Source organism: Thalassoglobus sp. (assembly GCF_048270125.1).
In the GTDB taxonomy this organism is placed as follows: Bacteria; Planctomycetota; Planctomycetia; order Planctomycetales; family Planctomycetaceae; genus Thalassoglobus.
The window spans coordinates 350242-367848 of record NZ_JBLWTN010000001.1; the positions used below are offsets into that span (position 1 = coordinate 350242).

Below are 17607 nucleotides of genomic sequence, written 5' to 3' on the forward strand. Positions count from 1 at the left end.
AGAGAAGTGAACAGAAAGTTTTGAGACCCGTTCTGGACAAATGCGTTCTTCACGGGCACACGGTAGAGCAAACTGCACTATTGCGTTTCAAAGTTGATACAGCATCGCCGGTCGCATCGTCGACGATTGATATTTCCTCAGGAGTTTTTTCGTGCCCGTTATTAGCGTTGAAGGTGAGTGGCTCAAGCAGTTGCTCGGACAGGAATACCAAGTCGAAGAGCTGGCAGACGCTCTAGAGCAGATTGGATGCGACGTTGAAGAAGTGATTGACGTTGAACGCTTTCGCTGCCCAATGTGCGGCAGCGCTGTCGAAGGTTCGCTTGGTGCGGATGTCACACGGCGATGTAACTGGTGTGACTTTGAGCAAGAAGACGCTTTTGTCAAAATTGGCGAAAGTAAAGTGATTCGCCTCGACCTGTTAGCCGCTCGTCCCGACTTGTTTGACGTCGGCGGGATCTCACGGGCCCTCAAGGGCTATCTTGGCGAAGTTCAAGGCCTCCCGGAATATGGCGTTGAGCCATCCGATCTCAAAGTAAATGTCGATCCGGCAGTTGCCAGTGATGACTGTCACCGGCCTTACATTCGCTGTGCAGTGATTGAAATGGCGAAGGTTGACGACGTCACTTTGGTCGCCCTGATGAAACTTCAAGAGGCGTTGCACTGGGGCGTCGGTCGCGATCGCAAACTCGCATCGATTGGCGTTTACGATCTCGATACGATCACCGGTCCGATTACTTACACAACGCTCGATCCTGATAAAGACTCATTCGAACCGCTTGGAAAAGCGGGCGTCCCGATGACTGGACGACAGATTCTTGAAGAACATCCAAAAGGAATTGCCTACGCCAAGTTGCTGGCAGATCACCACCGTTATCCCGCACTCAAAGATGCCAACGGGATTGTGCTGTCGATGCCTCCGATCATCAACAGCGAATCAACAAAGGTGAAGCTGGACTCAAAACGACTGTTCGTCGATGTCACTGGAATCAGCGAATCGGCGGTAGTGAAATCTCTCGACACGTTCGTCTCCTCATTGCTGGAACTCGGCGGTAAAGCATTTTCTGTTGAGATCACGCAAGCTGATGGCGAAGTTCTGGTCTCTCCCGATTTAACTCCGCGTGAAGTCGATATCGATCTCAGCGAAGCGAAACGCTGGCTGGGATTGCCACTCGATCCAGAGAGTCTGAAAGCATCACTTCAGAGAATGCGACTGGACGCCGAACCAGTCGATGGTTCAGACAACAAATTCCGAGTTCGTTATCCCGCTCTGCGAACTGACTTCAAACATATGGTGGATGTCTTCGAAGACTTGGCAATCGGATTCGGTTACAAGAACATTGTCCCCAGCTACGCCGGGCAGGCAACAACGGGACAGGCGCGTCCGGAAGAGGATCAAAGCGATCTGTTTCGAGCTGTTATGTTAGGCCTGGGTTTCACAGAAATCATGAGCCTGCCAATGACCACAGAAGATTTGCATTACAACAAGTTCCGCCTCCCTGTTCCCGAGCACTACACACGCATCGCCAATCCAAAGCTGAAAGCGATGACTGTCGTCCGTTCACACTTGATGACCGGATTGATGGAGCACTTGCGAGAGAATCGCCGGGCACACTTGCCGATTCGCTTTTTTGAACTCGACAACGTGACCGTTCTTGATCCGACCGCGGAGACCGGTGCACGTGAAGAACGACACATTTCAATCGTCGAGATGGGAAAAGAGGCCAGCTACGCCTCGATCCGCTCTGCAACGGATTCTTTGTTGTTTGAAATGGGACACAAAGGTGAATACGCAATCAGTGAGCATCTCTCGTTCATCCCCGGGCGTGTCGCTTCTGTTGAAACGGGAACGGAAGTGCAGGGAGTCCTGGGCGAATTGCATCCAGAGGTGATCACCAACTTCGGCCTTGATCATCCAGTTGCCATGGCAGAATTGACTGTCATGAAAATTGATTGATGTCTGAAAACTCGCCGAACGTCAAGTACAAGTGCGTCGCCTTTGACGCAGTTGGTACATTGATACACGCCACACCTTCCGTTGTTGAGGCATACTGGTCGGTTGGCCAGAAATATGGTTCTGAGCTTTCTCGTGATGTTGTCAAAAAGCGATTTGGAAAAATATTTTCCTCTCGACAGCTTTCGCTTCAGACCGATGAGCAGTCTGAGTACGAATTTTGGAAAGCGGTCGTCAAAGACGTTCTCGGACCGGTTCCGGATTCAGACGAGTGCTTCAACGAACTCTACAATCATTTTGGAAAGCCAGAGGCTTGGCGAGTGGACTCTGAAGCTGAAGAAACGATCCAGGCGTTAATCGAACTCGGGATAGATGTCGCAATTGCATCGAATTTCGACAAACGCCTCAACTCAGTCATGGACGGACATGCCGCTTTGAAAGGAATCTCATATCGCGTGATTTCTTCAGAAATCGGCTGGAGAAAACCAAGTCGACAATTTTATAAATTGCTCTCCGAAAAAGTCCATTGCCACTCACATCAAATGTTAATGATCGGTGATGATTTCAAGAACGACGTCGCAGCTGCCAGAAATGCAGGACTTGATGCGATTCAACTCGTTGCGAACAATGAAACAACAGATAGTCATCAACAGATCCGATCTTTGAAGGAAATCTTGAATCACGTGATTGAGAATGGATGAATCCCTGAACAATAACGAGAGCAATGCTTCGACATCGTCGCAACTGCAGCAACTCGTCCAGAGTGGTTTAGGACTCGTTGGCTGGTTGACGATTCTCGGTTTGACATTGCGATTAACGGTTCGGGATTCCATCTTCGGAATTTCGACTCTGTACTATATGACTCCACTGGCGCTGCTTGTCGTTGGGGCCAGTGTTGGGTTGATGAACTCACTGCTAAAACGGAAAAAGACTCAAATCCTGTTCTGGGGAGTCATGTTTGTCGTGTTATCGTTGTGGTGGAAAGAGACGGATTGGAAATTTCATCCAAGCCCAACTCAGTCCGAAAACGACCTCGTCATTTTGCTGGCGAATATCGCTCAAGATCAAGATTTCGACCACCTCGCCAATATCGTCGAAGAGGTCGAGCCCGACCTGATTGGATTTCTTGAAGCACTCGCATTAACCGACGAACAAAAGCATAACTGGTCGACCAGATTTCCCGATTACAACTGGACGCTGATCGGCGGGGGAACACAGTTGCTCGCCAAAGGTGAGATCAGCTCCCCGTGGGTCAAACCACTCGAAGATGGGACACGGATCAGCCGCTCGATCGTGAATGTCAAAGGGGCCACACTGCACTGTTTTATCATTGATGTCGCTTCAACGTTATTCCTGTCGCGTGCTCCGGCACTCGATCTCCTGACGGAATTTGTGGAAGATTCAATCGATGAAAACGTCATCATTCTCGGGGATTTCAATACACCGCGAGATTCTGTCCACTTCGATGACCTGCGCAAAAATCATGCTAATCTGCTTGAAAAAGTGGGGCAAAGCTACGCCGCAACGTGGCCACAACCACTCCCGATACTCACTCTTGACCAGATCTGGGTGAATAAACAGATCGAACCGGTCGCTTGTGAGCATCGTTATAATCAGAACTCTGACCACAGTATTGTGATCGGGCGAATTCGCGTGAAATCGAAACGGAATTGACAACCACACCGCTGAGAGTTTCACTTGATACAATTGAACGTTAATATCAAACTGACCTATTCCTACCTAAGCATCCACTGCAGAACAATAATTCATCATCAAAACACATCACCATCAAACAGTCTCTGAAAGGCAGCCCAATGGCCGATCAAAACGCCAATAATTCACGTCGAGATTTCCTCAAAACTGGAGCAACAGTCGGAGCAGCGACTGCGTTGCTGTCCAACTTTGCAGCCAGTTCAAAAGTCTACGCAGCGGGGAACGAAATTCTTCGCGTTGGTCTAGTCGGTTGTGGTGGACGTGGAACAGGGGCTGCGAACCAGGCATTGCGAGCGGACCCAAATGTTCACTTAGTCGCAATGGGGGATGCGTTCCCGGAAAAAATTGAACGAAGCCTCGAGAACTTGAAGCGTCAAAAGGATGTCGCAGATCGGGTCCTCGTGGAAGATAACCACAAATTTTCCGGACTGGATTCCTATCGGTATGTGATCGATTCTTGTGACGTCGTGATTCTCGCAACGCCTCCGGGGTTCCGGCCTGAACACCTTGAGTATGCAGTCGAAAAAGGGAAGCACATCTTTACTGAAAAGCCAATGGCAACAGATGGCCCAGGTGTGCGTCGAGCCCTCGCAGCTGTCAAAAAAGCTGAAGAGAAGGGAATCTCCATGGTCGCTGGCTTCTGCTGGCGATACGACTCCACGAAAAAGGCACTCTTCGAAAAAGTCCTCAATGGTGACATCGGTGATGTTCGGTGTGTGTATGGAACGTACCTCACCAATCCAGTCAAATCGATGCCCGACGCCAGCACCCGACCTGAAGGGATGAGCAATCTCGAATGGATGGTCCGGAACTGGTACAACTTCACCTGGCTCTCCGGTGACGGTCTCGTCGAGCAAGCTTGCCACACGGTCGACTGGGTCGCCTGGGCGAAGAATGATGTGCCACCAGTCAGCTGTACCGCAGTCGGTGGACGTCAGATTCCTGCTAAAGGGGGCAACATCTATGACCACATCGAAATCAACTACCTGTGGGAAGATGGATCACGTGGGTTCCTGGCACAGCGTCAAATCTCTGGTTGCCACAACGAGAACAACCTCTACATTCTCGGAGCAAAGGGGCAAGCCAACATGACCCGTCGCGGAGCAACCATCTCTGGCTCGGAAGAGTGGAAGTATAAAGGTGAAACGCCCAATATGTATCAAGTTGAGCATAACGAAATGTTCAAGGCGATCCGCGAAGGCAAGCCGATCAACGACGGCGAACGCATGATGAACAGCACGATGATGGCGATCATGGGCCGGATGGCTGGCTACACTGGAAAAGAAGTGACTTGGGAGATGGCAATGAACTCCGAAGAAAAGCTGGTTCCAGAAGTCAGCAACTGGGACACTCCTGTTGAGATTCCAGAAATGGCGATGCCTGGACTGACTCCGTTCAAGTAAAAACTTTCGTAGAAAGAAGTTTAGAAACTCGAGCAAAGCTTCTAAGAGATGCCATTCAATGGAAGAACGGTTGCTTCTTGAGTTTTGTTAGAGCGAATCCAAAGCCGCTGGCATTTGTCGGCGGCTTTTTTATATCTCGAGAGTACAGTGATGTCCTATCCGCGTGTTTCAACCTTTAAAACTCCTGAAGCTTTCCAGGAACGCCTCAACGATTTAAGACTCGAGCTCCAATTCGACCGAGAGGTTCAATCAGGTGCGAACTCCCCTCTCGGTCAGAGTGTTCCATTTCAAGACCAGTTCATCGGGAACCGATTCTGTATTCTTCCTATGGAAGGCTGGGACGCAGAATCGGATGGAAAGCCGACTGACCTCGTTCGCCGACGCTGGAGAAACTTCGGTCTGAGTGGTGCGAAACTGATCTGGGGTGGCGAAGCTGTCGCCGTCCGACATGATGGCCGCGCGAATCCAAATCAATTGTTAATCAACGAAGAAAACCTCACCGGCATTCAGGAACTGCGAGAAATTGTTGAAACAGCTCATCGTGAACAGTTCGGCACCACTGACGATTTGCTTATCGGCTTACAACTCACACATTCGGGGCGATTTGCCCGCCCCAATGACGGTAAGAGACTCGAACCACAGATTGGATATCGACATCCAGTTCTTGATGAAAAATTTGCGATCGACTCCGATGACAAAATCATGTCGGACGAGGATCTTTCAAAGTTGATCGAAGATTTCGTATCAGCGGCGGTTCTTTCTCAGAAGGCGGGTTACAAATTTGTTGATGTGAAACATTGTCACGGCTACTTGGGGCATGAGCTGCTGTCTGGCTTTGATCGCCCCGGAAAGTATGGAGGCAGCTTCGAAAACCGGACTCGCTTTCTGCGTGAGATCGTCTCAGGAATTCGAGCTGAGGCTCCCGGTTTGGAGATTGGGGTACGTGTCAGCATTTTTGATTTCACTCCATTTGAACCGGGTGCAGATCGTATCGGTGTTCCGAGCATGGTTGAGTCATACAACTCGGCGTTTGGGGGAGATGGGACAGGACAGGGGATTGATCTTGAGGAGCCGACAAGGTTTCTTAAACTGCTTCAAGAACTTGGCATCAAACTCGTTTGCACGACCTGCGGAAGTCCTTATTACAACCCGCACATTCAACGACCTGCAATTTTCCCCCCCTCAGACGGTTACCAACCGCCCGAAGATCCTTTGGTTGGGGTCGACAGGCAAATTCAGGCAACGGCTCAGCTGAAGCAGCAATTCCCTGAGTTACTCATTGTTGGATCGGGGTATTCATACTTGCAGGAATGGCTTCCGAATGTCGGCCAGTACGCGGTTGCGAACGGACTCGTTGACTTCGTCGGACTTGGAAGAATGGTGCTTTCGTATCCTGAACTGCCTGCCGATGTTCTGGCGGGGAACACAATGCCGCGAAAGAAAATCTGTCGAACGTTCAGCGATTGCACAACGGCTCCTCGAAACGGCATCATCTCCGGGTGCTACCCACTCGACCCGTTTTACAAGGAAATGCCCGAGCGGCAAGAACTCCTCGCCATCAAGAAAGAGATGGGGTAGGGCAGTTAGCTCATCCATGTGCCCGTGAAGAACGCGCTGCACCTGATCTTCAAGACTCACCGTTCTCAGCACTTGGAGGCTCTGACGCTTCGAGCGGAGTTTTTGGTTCCGGTGTTAATTCGGCTTCCGGAGTTTCAGAGTTCTCAACTTTTTCTTCTTGTGGAGTCACTGGGCTCGCAGGTTCTTTGGTGTCGGACTCTGCTGAGCTTTCTTTGACCGGGGCAGCAGGTGGAGCAGCTTTCGTCTCGCTCGCTAACTCTGTCGGTTCCGCCCCCTCTTCTGGCACCTCAATAGCAGCTGCCTCAATTGCTGAATCTGGAAGCTTCACCATTTCAACTAAAGGACGTTCAAAGACAATCCTGTACATCCCATCAGGCCGAGCGACCTCGACGAAATCATCACCGATTCCTTTAACAGTCATTTCAAAATCAGTGATGGTAACTTCTTCACCTTTTTTCAGCATGGTTGTTTTATTCGTAGCCCGATCAAACAGGTACGCTTCCCATTCTTCGCGCCCCTCAGCAAAGACACGCTTAAAGGTCGTTGTCAGGAATGTGTATCGTGCAGAATCTTCTTCGAGTGAAACCGGAATCGTTTTCGTCACCGATTCCGGGTCTTCGTCCGAATCGGTCACAGTGACCTGAATTTCGTATGTTTGTGCTTCCAGTGACTCGGCAGGGGTCCAGCTGAGAACGCCATCGTCCTCACCAATTTGCATTCCCTCTGGAGCGTTGGCTATTGAAAACTTGAGCTTGGTATTTTCGCCATCAGGGTCATCAGCTGCGATCGTTTTTTTCGATGCTCTTCCCAGAAAGAAGCGGAGAGCGCTGGCTTGATCAATAACTGGTGGCTCATTGGGATCACGGACTCGCATGTCGACAGTCGAAGTGAAGCCTGCTTGTTTACTCGCAGAGCCATAGACCAGAACCTGGAGTTCTCGCGGTCCAAGTTCTATCTCGGATGCAACATTCCAAGACAAATTCCCAGTCCGTTCATCAATTTCCACTCCTTGTGGACTGTCGATGAGAGTGTACATGGGGGAGCCAAAGGCGGGGTTCCAGCTGGTCACGTTGAGCTTCCAGTTCCATTTGGTGCCGCGTATCGCTGGCGGAGCGGTTGTGGCTGCCAGTTTAGGATCATAATCCGCCTGTGGAGCAGGTTTTGTGAAGATACTCTGGCTCCACATCGCTTCAACAGCGTTTGAATCAGCTTCAATTTCGCTGAGAAGCGGGAACAGTTCGAGCGTCGTACCTGGCTGATGGGTTTTGGAAAACGTTGAGGCAACTCCCCGCTGGAGGGTCCATTTGTTGCCATCGATTGCCGTGACGTTCAGAAATTCATCATCGATACGAACTCGGAAATTCGCCTTTTCAGGGAAACCGGTGGCATCTTCAATCTCAACTACAGTTTGGTTTTCTTTGAGCTCTGTTTGCAATCTGATTTGAGGGAAGAGTCGAGTCCGCTGCTTCGCGGATTTCATTGATAGTCCCTCAGCTGTCAGGGTGATCTGGAGATCCGGATTCCCTTCACTCGCAGGACTGATCACATCGCAAGTCGAAATTCGATGAAGAAGCTCGACCGATTCAAAACGTTCCAGAAACTGGGCTAACTCTTGAGCAGTCGCCTTCGTTTCGAGAGTAACAGGGATTGTCACAAACACGTCTTGCTGCGAACTTCGACGTCCGAGAGTAACTTTCGTTCCCTCAAATCCTGAAAGTTTTGCCAGACTAGAGACCCATTCTTCATACAGTCGCTGTGCATCCAGTGGATCGGGAGGGAGGCTGATCTTTCTCCAGTCGGCAAGTTGCTTCGCTCTCTTTCGCTGCTCGATCTGCTGATCGAAACGCTCGTTGGCTTCGACTTGAAGTGCTTCTTCCTCTGAAACCAAATTATTGATCGGTTGCAAGAAAGTGCTTTCAAACACAGGCAAGCCGAACCACAAGACAACAATGCTGCCAAGTCCAATCGCCAGATATTTTTCACGCTGTTGCATGAGAATCACTCTATAAAATATGAATTCGAATTTCAGGAAGCGGTCACTTGGCCTCAGGATCGTGGGGAACTCTCCGAGGGAACTGCCGCTGCTGTAGCTCTCGTTTTCTTTTCAATCGACGTTTTCGGTGAAGGGGCTGGCCGAAGTACATCGATGTTGATCTCAAAACGGACTGGGTAGTCCGGGTCTCGTGACGTATTTGAAGTTGCTTGCGGTGTTACACGAAATCCATTTTCTGCGAGCTTCTGGTACAGGTCATCAACATCGTTTCGCTCTCTCGCGAAACCGACACCTGTAAACCGGGCTTCGACCTCTTTGTCACTCACCGGTTGAAGGCGTAGCTCACTCATGTAAAGCTTATCAGTCCCGGGCATATGTCTTCGAAGTTCATTCCAGGCAACGATCGGATTTTTCTGTCCCTGCATCCATACTTCGATGCTTTTGAAAGCTTGGTCCTGTGGCTTGCCTGCATCGAGATCCTTGTCAATTTCGGCGATTGAGTTGTTTAGAGTTTCAATGCTCTGTTCGAGAGCTCCCTTTTTGGAAAGAAAGATTCCAAAGGAGAGCGCTAATAAAAGTGCTGCCGCTGTTGAGCCACCGATCCAGTACCATTTTTTCCGGTCTGGCTTTTCAATCTTCTTGCGTGGATTCAGTAAATCCAGTTTCAGGTTAGCATGAGCAACGGGCAGAGCCGCACCAATGAGTGTCTCGAATGTGACTGTATCGTGCCCTCCAGCGAGGGACTCAGGCAGGTGAACTTGAGTGACGTGGTCTTGGAAACGCTTTTCAAGCAGACCCCGAACGTCAGCGTCAGCCGTTGTCCCTAAGAGATAACAACGATTCACTTTGACATTCGGATGAGTTTGGTTCAGCGAGACAATCAACCGGGACAAACCACTTTCAAGTGGCTTCAATCGATTCTCTTCGGGGAGTACCAACGAATGACTGAAGACCAACGCGCCTCGATCGAAAATCGACAATTCAATGAGTGAATGACGTTGGAAAACAACAATTTCCGGTTGGTCCGTGCCGAGGCTGGCTCCTCCAAATGTTTTGGCGAACTGCCCGGCGGTCAAAGATGTGATCGTCGCATGCTGAACTTCGAACCCTGCAGCAGAAGCAATCTGCTGCATTCGCTGCAACCTTTTGCGGTCGATGGATGCTGTGAGGACTGCCAGCCCTTCACCACCCGATTCAACTCGCAGATAATCGAGTGCGAGGTCATCAATTGCCAATGAGGACTTCGCTGCAGACTGAAACTTAACTAAGTCAGGAATCTCTTCTTCAGGAGCATTAGGCAATTGCAATTGACGGACAACGACCGCTTCCCGCGGGAGTACCAAAATTGCAGAGCCGGAAGAAATCCCAGCACCGGTCATCCAATCTTTGAGCTTCTGGCCAATCTCCTGTGACGTGAAACTGGTGTCGTGATGTTCGAAGGTTTCCCAGAAACCGCATTGCGCAACTCTACCAGACGCATCCGCTTCGAGAACACGAATCCCATCGATGGACCATTCTATGATTTTCTGTGACATGATTAGTTTGGGATTACAGGTGAGATGACGTTTGAAAGAAAACACAATCGAAATGGAAATTTTGTCGACAATAAATAGTCTACTTCATAAATCAGGCTATTCTCCGAATGGAATCAGCTGATTTGCGCGATAGCCGGGACCAAGTTCACTGAGAGTCCGCTGAAAGATCACTCGAGGGATGTCCTGGGTTGCATCCACGACCGCTTCAATTCTTGTAACCGGACCACCACGATCGGCATGACCGACAACTTGCATACGAAACACATCGCCTCGCGTTGTCAAAAATCCATCTAAGGATCGCATTGTCTGTAAATCGACGAGTCCCTGAATCAGCAGCCAACCGGTTGTAGAATACTGATCGAGCGTCGTTGAGGAACCACTTGTACGGGCTCGGGCAGCAACAATAGCATCGGGCAAGTCGAGGGGCATGTTTGGAATCCCCCGCATCACTTCCGGTCGCGCCTGATTGATGTTAATCCGTCCTCGGATGACAGACTCAGAAGAGACAGTCAATGAGTCCAGCAACAACGGCAGCGTCGCCTGAAGTTCTCCCGGATCGCTTAACCAGGGACTTGCAAGCGTGGTCATCGTCCCATCAATCTCCACATCGACTTCGGCATCGATCAGGTCGTAGAGTGAGCGGATCTCGGTACTTGATCCTGCCGAGAGGTCGAGCCCGCCTCGTGTAATTGAACCACCGCTTCCTGAGAAGAGACTCTTTGCAATGCTACTGGCTGCTTGTTCCAGCTCCATGTCCGTTTCGAAATCCCCCGTTGATCGCATTGATCCAGATCCGACACCATTGAGTGGGTTTTCACCTGAGCCAGTTGTTCCTCCAGCACCAAGATCTTCAAGAGCACTCAGATCTTCGTTCGGCCCATTGAGTCGATAGGCCGTAACGAACAGTGCTGTCTCTTCATCGAATTCATTCAGAAGTGTGTCGTAGAGATCAGTGAGCAACGGTTCGTTGACGTTGATACGTTCTTCGCCGAACATGTCGTAGGAATGCCGGTAGTTTCCTTCAACGCTGTAAGTCGTCAAATAGGCAGCCCAACCGAGATCGAGAATCCCATCTTCATTGTCCGCCGGGAGTGAGAGTTCTCCGTCATTTTCATTTGGGTCGAGAATCCCGTTTCGATTGGCATCCTCCCCGTACATCAGCGATGGCTCGACTCCCAAGACAAGCATCAGTTCTTCGAGGCTGTCGATCGGGCCATTTCTTGGGAAGACGGTCGAATAGCTTTCAGATTCTGCGCCGTATTCACGTTGTTCATCATCCGCATCAATCCAGTCGAGAATCGAATCGGCAATGGCTTCGGTCATGTTAGGAAGTTCCATTAACATGTTACGAGCAGTGTTGTCGTCGGGATTGAAGTTCGCCAGGACGTTGATGTTCAACTTGGCACACTCATCGACCAGTCCAAAGCGCAAACCATCACTCGATGCCTGAGAATCAATTCCAGACGAGTTGGAACTCTCTCTCGGAGCGACAATGGAAAACCCTGCTCCGGGATCTAAAGCAACATGGAACAGTCCCGGATCATCGTACAGATCCGAGTCGAATCCGCCACCGTCAGGTGTGAGCAACGCTGCAACATAGTCGACTCCTGACTCTGCCCACATCTGTGATTGAACTCGGCGAGCATAAGCATCAGACGCCTGATATTCGGTGATCATTAATTCTGAAAAGGTGTATGCCCCCAGAGTAAGCATCACAATCACAACAAGCACCAGGATCAACGCACTCGCTGATCGGTGTGAACAGTTTTTTGATGGACAGCGAATCGGCATGAGGTCACTCCATCAACGGAATTGCTAACGGAATATGAAACACGTGCTCCACATTGAACACTGTACCAGTCCCAGAGTACTGATATCCCTTTTGAGGATTCTTCGACGGTTGTTGCCACAATCCAAATGTGACTTTCACAGCTCGTGGCAAGCTTCCGATCTCTCGGCTATCCCAGGATGCGAGCCAGGCAGTTCCGTCGAAGTACGAGAACTGAACTTCTGAAATTTCCGTAGCCAGCACATGCTCGGATTCCAGGATGTCAGTCGCTGAGTCGAAGGCATACAGGTCAATGCTCCGCCGTCCAAATCCGGTCGCTGGTCGGCCATCGAACATTGAATCATCGCGCACGTCGTACTTGGGTTTTCTGGGATCAATCAACATACTGATATCAACTGGTGCCAGACCATAAGTGACCGTGAGCAGGTCGTTGGAACGCCCTGATGAGGGCGATTCGGTGTAAATGCTGTCGTAGGAGAGATCACGTAATGGGCGGCTGACGCACAAATGAACGAACTCCGAAGTTCCTACCACTCCAAAGGTGATCGGTGCACTCTCGGATTCCAGCCCTCCAATGGTGAGTGCGGTATCAGAGACATCATCGAGTGGTTCAGGATTTTCAACACTACTCTCGTCGGGCTCTTCCTCGTCAGCCTGTTCAACAAACAGAACGATACTGCCGAAGTCTTCGTCCATCTTACGGATCAGGGCTCGCATCAGTTGAGACTTGTTGACTTGATCTCGACCAGCGGTTTGAAATCGTAAGTGCAACCCAACCGCAGAATAGACAGCACTCAGGAGCAAAACGGTGAGGGCGAGCGCAATCAGTACTTCGACGAGGGAGAAACCACTACGGCTCTGTTTCCGCCGATTTCGCTCTGGTCCGCTTTGCGTCCGAGGTCTTTGCGTCGAGAGGTTTTGTTTTTCGAAGGACATCATAACTCCCCATCCGGGATGATGGCCGCTTCTTCGTAGATTTGTGGATCTCGAATCAGCCGTGTTAATTGAAAGGAATTATTCACATCTCCACGGCTACTCAGATGCTCGACGATCACTTCAACCTTCAGTAAACCAATGACCTCGGAGTCAAGAACATTGACTGTCCAGACCCAGGCTCCGCTATCTTCGAATGGAGCTCGATTCTCCGATGAGAGCGGAAGAACTCCGGAAAGAATCTCGTTCATTCTTCGCTCGCAACGCAGTGCAGCATCTCCAGTCAGTTGTGCTCGTGTGGCTGCACGAGAGCCGTTCTGTAACACCTGACCAATGACAGCCGTCGCTCCCAAGAAAATCGCAAGTGCGAGAACCACTTCAAAGAGAGTGATCCCTTTTCGAGTTTCTCGATCAAGTTGCGTAGAACAATTCAATCGAGAGTATCTCCATGATGTACGGAGGCCCCTTGTTGCAGAGCCTCCTCCTTTGCGGCAGGACGCCTCGACATCTCCAGAAGTGATGTTAGTTCGACGATCCACCAAACAGCTCCGGTAATTGTGAGATTCGTGATGTCACAACAGCTCCGGTCAACCCGCGAACTGAAACTGTAATGTACCGTTTGTCCTCATCAACGACTGTGACCGCTCCTGTGGTCGCTGATCCGTCAGCAAAGAAGAGAATGGGCGCGGACCAACTCACGTCGCGATGTTGGACGCCGTTCTGAACCATTTTCAACCACGCTTCCGGAAGCCGCTCAAGAATCATCGGCTGATCAGAAATTAAAGTGGTCGGCATATAAAACTGGCAGTCCTCTGACAGTTCATGTGTCATTGCCAGTTTAATACTGCCTGCCCCCGCCCCCTGAAGCGTTTGGCTGGCAGAAGCCTGTTCGTCCGCGTGGACTTGAAGATCGTAAGGCAGAAGGACGTATTTTCGGCCGTTCGGCTCGAAGCGAAATTGATAAGTGATGCCATCTTCGACCGCTTGCACACGAGCATGGTCGAGAACCTGCCTCACCTGCTCGACGTTGCCCATCACACTTTCACGCTTCAAGAACCCCGACATGCGCGGCCAGCTGATGCCTGCAATCGCGACAATGACCGCCAGCACCAGAATGAGTTCAAGGACCGTAAACGCGGAGCGGCGTCCGCGCGGACAGTCAACAGTTTGAACTCTTCGATGCTGGTGCATGGTGATTCATTTCGAAGGGAGCCATCGTTACTGGTTCAGTTTGTCGTCCCAGTTATTGATGTCGTCGCCAGATCCGTTGTCGTTCTTGCGGTTCTTTCCGTTAGACCAGATCGCCGGCGATTCCGTCTCTGCACGTGAGTTAGGGTATTCGTAATTGAGCGGGGTGTTCCAGGCATCTGTTGGCACCTTGTCAAGAACCGCAGAGGTTCCGTCTTCTCGCTTGGAAAGCATCACGTCGATGGATTCAGGCGGTTCGCCGAGATTGTCGACGGCATACAACTTCGCTGCCTGCTCCAGATTCGTGATCGCCGTTTTTGTGACTTTGATATTGGCGGACTGCTGTTGCCCCAGCAGTCGGGGAACAGCCATAGCTGCAATCACACCAATGATGGCGAGCACAATCAGAACTTCCAACAGCGTAAAACCGCCAGGACGATTCTCTTTGTGTCGTCTCTGATTGAATTGTTGTGTTCGCATGGTTCCATCTCCTTCGTAGTTTTTTCGTGAGTATTCTAAACGCACCGGGGAGGTGCGTCATTTTTTTAAAGTTTCTGTAATGCTTGTCGTGCCCGTGAAGGTCAGTCTTATGACTTCAGAGACGGCTCGCCACGAGTTTTCTCCAGATCATTTAACAGGTCTCTGGAATCTGGTTTCGCAATCAAGTCTCTTTTTATTAAACAATGCTGGAGCTTTGAAGGATCGGTAATAAGAGTGCAATGACAACAAAAAGGACAACTGCGGCGAGACAAAGCAGTAACATCGGTTCCAGAAGTCGGACCGCCATCTCAATTTCACGACTTGTTCGCCGTTCCAGGTTCTCTGAAATATCAATCAAAACATTCTCCAGGTTGTTGGCCTCTTCCCCGACCGCGATCATCTCGACGATCTCTTCAGGAAACTGTTTGCTGGCAGCCAACGGGCCAGCTAATGATTTACCTTCTGAAATATTCGACGCTGCAACATCGATGGCATCCGACAGTACGATATTCGCCGTCGCGTCTTTGGCTATTTTTAATGACGTGAGTACTGGGACACCGTTTTTCAACAACGTTCCCAAGACTCGACAAAACCTGGCAACCGCCAAACTGCGGACGATTCGTCCGATTCCGACCGCCCGCAAACGGAATACATCGAGCTTACGTCGACCATCTTCCGTCTTCAGCCATTTCAACAAACCTATGATTGTCCCGGCAGCAGCCAATAACCCGACCGCCCAGTATTTTTGAGTCGCTTCACTCATCCCCATGAGTGCTGTCGTCGCCCAGGGAAGTTCTCCACGGGCAGCCATATTCTCGAAGAGCCCCTCGAACTTCGGCACCAGCCAAGCCAACATCACCGTGACAACACCTCCGCCGACCATCAGCAGGAAGACGGGATACACCATTGCTCCGATAACACGACCTTTGAGTTCTTCTTGCTGTTCAGTAAACGCTGCGATTCGCTTGAGAACATCCTCCATGAACCCGCCTTCTTCACCAGCATGGACCATACTGACCATGAGAGGTGAGAACGCTTTCGGGTGAGATTTCATCGCGTCATAGAGTCGCGAACCTTCAGCGACCTGATCTCTTACGTCTGCAACAACAACTTTGAGGGCAGAATGTGACGATTGTTTCGAAAGAAGTTCCAATGACCGCAATAACGGAACACCAGATTTCAGCAGGTCCGCTAATTGTGAATAGAAAACAGTCAAGTACTTGGACGGAACACGTCTATTGACTTGTCTCGCCGCAGCCTTGCTGGACTCTGCCAGGTCGACCTGAAGTGGAAACAGTTGCTGGGCAGCGAGTGTTGCCAACGCCTCTTTTTCAGTCGTGGCAGTGAGAAGACCGGTGACCTGCTGTCCCGACAATTCTCTCGCTTTGTACTGAAATTCTGGCATGGAAAGGCAATATGTCGATGGGGGTGGAATCGTTGGAAAATACTCTCAATCGATACTCAATTTCATCAATTGAGGTTTCACTTTTCTGACTGAGAACGAATGACTGGTACAAAACGCCAAGTCTGACAGCCCGTTCACCTGATCTGAACCTGTGAACGAATCGCGTTCGCTCAACAGGTGCATGGTGAATTGTATGACATCAAGCCACCGGTCGCGATTTATGATTCTGAAAGACGAACATAATTGGCAAGAAAATCATTTTTCGACATCGGTTTCGAAAGATCGATCCCTGCCTTTTCAAATAGGGGTTTCGTCGTTCGTGCTCGCGCCCATTCATCTTCTTCAAGATTACCATCTCTGTTGCGATCCAACAGCCGGAACATTGATTCACCACGACGAGCTGCAGCAGTATTCATATCGACGCCAGGTTGCTCCGATTTCACTGTCTCGGTACTGCCTGTAGTCGCTGACTTTGGAGTCACTCCGGTCTTTTGAGTACCAGAAATTGTTGTTGAGGCTGCGATTGCCGTCGAAACATCAGGCATCTCGGCAGGGCCCTTGGCGAGTTCACGCGGGGTCAGAAAACCATCTCCATTGCGGTCATAGGCAGCAAACAGATGTATTTCGTCCCGCTTCCACTTTTTCCATTCATAAAAGCCAATTTGACCATCACTGTCACTGTCACCTTCAACAAATGTCTGAGGGATATCGACAGTCACCCGCTCTTTTGCTCGATAAGCGATGGAAGTGGGAGCTCGCTTGGCTGGTCCTTCCTTCTTACGTGCTTCTTCTTCCTTGCGTTGCTCGTACTCTTTGCGTCTTCTTTCATACTCTTCACGACGTCTGCTGTCATCGTCACTGCCGCCACGACTTCGGGACTCTTGCTCTCTCTGTTCACGAACTTTGTCATACGCTGAGGCAAAACTTCGCTGATCCAGCCCTCTTCTGTAGTCGACTCCAGCCCGCTGAAGCATTTCTTTGAACGGGCCACGAGAATTCTCAATTTCTTGAGGATCCAGGCGGCCATTCTTGTCTCGATCGAGATATCCAAAAATCTGGTCAGTTGAAGGACCTCGTCGTTCTTGCCCCCCACGAGACTCGCGACCACTTTCCCTGCCTCCATCCCGGGTTCTCTCGCCAGATCTCTGGGCTGCAGCTTCATTGCTAAGCCCCAGTAGCACACAGGATGCCGAAAAGAGCCATAACAACAAGAACATCCCGAACTTCTGAAAATTCATAGTTTTCAACATGGCGCGCGGTCCGAAATTGAATTTGTGGGGTTTTTAACTCTAACAGAACCTGAAGAAGTTATCGATTTCAGTGAATCACAGTCATTTCTAGAGTTCTGTTAGCGTTTCTAATTATGAAACGTAATCAAAGCTGGGCAGGTATGACCAACAAACACCCAGAACGAACCAATACTATATCAACACCAGAATTGAAGAATCGGACCGGTCTTCTCTGGAATCCTTGGAAAATCATCTCCTCGGAACATCAGTCACGATCGATGCGACTCTACTTTTCTTGTTCACTAACTGTTGTGACTCGTCAAGGCTGATTTCCATAAGCCCTGACCTGGCAACAGTTAACAATCTTAGTTTCACAAGTGAGACTGCAACTCCCTGTTCTCCGGAGCATT

The 17607-nt window shown here is 50.2% G+C and carries 14 protein-coding genes; 5 read left to right on the top strand and 9 right to left on the bottom strand.

All coding sequences use genetic code 11. The features are described from left to right. Positions 1–151 precede the first annotated feature (151 nt). The 5 genes from pheT (at position 152) to ACN0YR_RS01320 (ending at position 6645) form a co-directional block, all read left to right on the top strand. Positions 152–1954, top strand: coding sequence for a phenylalanine--tRNA ligase subunit beta (gene pheT, locus ACN0YR_RS01300; protein ID WP_417847395.1), 1803 nt, complete (start codon positions 152–154; stop codon positions 1952–1954). After that, positions 1954–2652 carry an HAD-IA family hydrolase gene (locus tag ACN0YR_RS01305; protein ID WP_417847396.1) on the top strand — a complete coding sequence of 233 codons (699 nt, stop codon included), beginning with the start codon at positions 1954–1956 and terminating at the stop codon, positions 2650–2652. Before pheT ends, ACN0YR_RS01305 begins: the two co-directional genes overlap by 1 nt. Next, positions 2645–3625 (top strand): endonuclease/exonuclease/phosphatase family protein, encoded by a 981-nt coding sequence (locus ACN0YR_RS01310; protein ID WP_417847397.1) that lies wholly within the window; start codon positions 2645–2647, stop codon positions 3623–3625. Before ACN0YR_RS01305 ends, ACN0YR_RS01310 begins: the two co-directional genes overlap by 8 nt. Before the next feature lie 140 nt (positions 3626–3765). Further along, positions 3766–5067 (top strand): Gfo/Idh/MocA family oxidoreductase, encoded by a 1302-nt coding sequence (locus tag ACN0YR_RS01315; RefSeq protein WP_417847398.1) that lies wholly within the window; start codon positions 3766–3768, stop codon positions 5065–5067. 150 nt (positions 5068–5217) lie between these two features. Then, positions 5218–6645 (top strand): NADH:flavin oxidoreductase, encoded by a 1428-nt coding sequence (locus ACN0YR_RS01320; protein WP_417847399.1) that lies wholly within the window; start codon positions 5218–5220, stop codon positions 6643–6645. A gap of 49 nt (positions 6646–6694) precedes the next feature. Here the strand turns inward: ACN0YR_RS01320 and ACN0YR_RS01325 are convergent, their stop codons facing one another. The 9 genes from ACN0YR_RS01325 to ACN0YR_RS01365 all read right to left on the bottom strand — a co-directional run bounded on the left by ACN0YR_RS01325 (position 6695) and on the right by ACN0YR_RS01365 (position 17218). Further along, complete coding sequence (locus ACN0YR_RS01325) at positions 6695–8638, bottom strand: putative Ig domain-containing protein (RefSeq protein WP_417847400.1); 1944 nt, start codon at positions 8636–8638, stop codon at positions 6695–6697. A 53-nt stretch (positions 8639–8691) separates the two neighbouring features. After that, positions 8692–10173 carry a hypothetical protein gene (locus ACN0YR_RS01330; RefSeq protein WP_417847401.1) on the bottom strand — a complete coding sequence of 494 codons (1482 nt, stop codon included), beginning with the start codon at positions 10171–10173 and terminating at the stop codon, positions 8692–8694. Between the two features lie 96 nt (positions 10174–10269). Continuing rightward, positions 10270–11964 (bottom strand): hypothetical protein, encoded by a 1695-nt coding sequence (locus ACN0YR_RS01335; protein WP_417847402.1) that lies wholly within the window; start codon positions 11962–11964, stop codon positions 10270–10272. 4 nt (positions 11965–11968) lie between these two features. Then, the gene (locus ACN0YR_RS01340) at positions 11969–12901 is read right to left on the bottom strand and encodes a prepilin-type N-terminal cleavage/methylation domain-containing protein (protein WP_417847403.1); all 933 of its coding nucleotides are present in this window, start codon (positions 12899–12901) and stop codon (positions 11969–11971) included. Beyond that, entirely contained in the window at positions 12898–13329 is a 432-nt protein-coding gene (locus ACN0YR_RS01345; RefSeq protein ID WP_417847404.1) for a hypothetical protein, read from the bottom strand. Before ACN0YR_RS01345 ends, ACN0YR_RS01340 begins: the two co-directional genes overlap by 4 nt. Positions 13330–13417: 88 nt before the next feature. After that, positions 13418–14086: a pilus assembly FimT family protein gene (locus ACN0YR_RS01350; protein WP_417847405.1), complete on the bottom strand. Its 669-nt coding sequence runs from the start codon at positions 14084–14086 to the stop codon at positions 13418–13420. A 27-nt stretch (positions 14087–14113) separates the two neighbouring features. Beyond that, on the bottom strand, positions 14114–14563 hold the full coding sequence (locus ACN0YR_RS01355) for a type II secretion system protein GspG (protein WP_417847406.1): 450 nt from the start codon (positions 14561–14563) through the stop codon (positions 14114–14116). Between the two features lie 196 nt (positions 14564–14759). Then, positions 14760–15968 carry a type II secretion system F family protein gene (locus ACN0YR_RS01360; protein ID WP_417847407.1) on the bottom strand — a complete coding sequence of 403 codons (1209 nt, stop codon included), beginning with the start codon at positions 15966–15968 and terminating at the stop codon, positions 14760–14762. A gap of 218 nt (positions 15969–16186) precedes the next feature. Further along, positions 16187–17218, bottom strand: a complete 1032-nt coding sequence (locus ACN0YR_RS01365) for a hypothetical protein (protein WP_417847408.1) — start codon at positions 17216–17218, stop codon at positions 16187–16189. Positions 17219–17607: the final 389 nt, after the last annotated feature.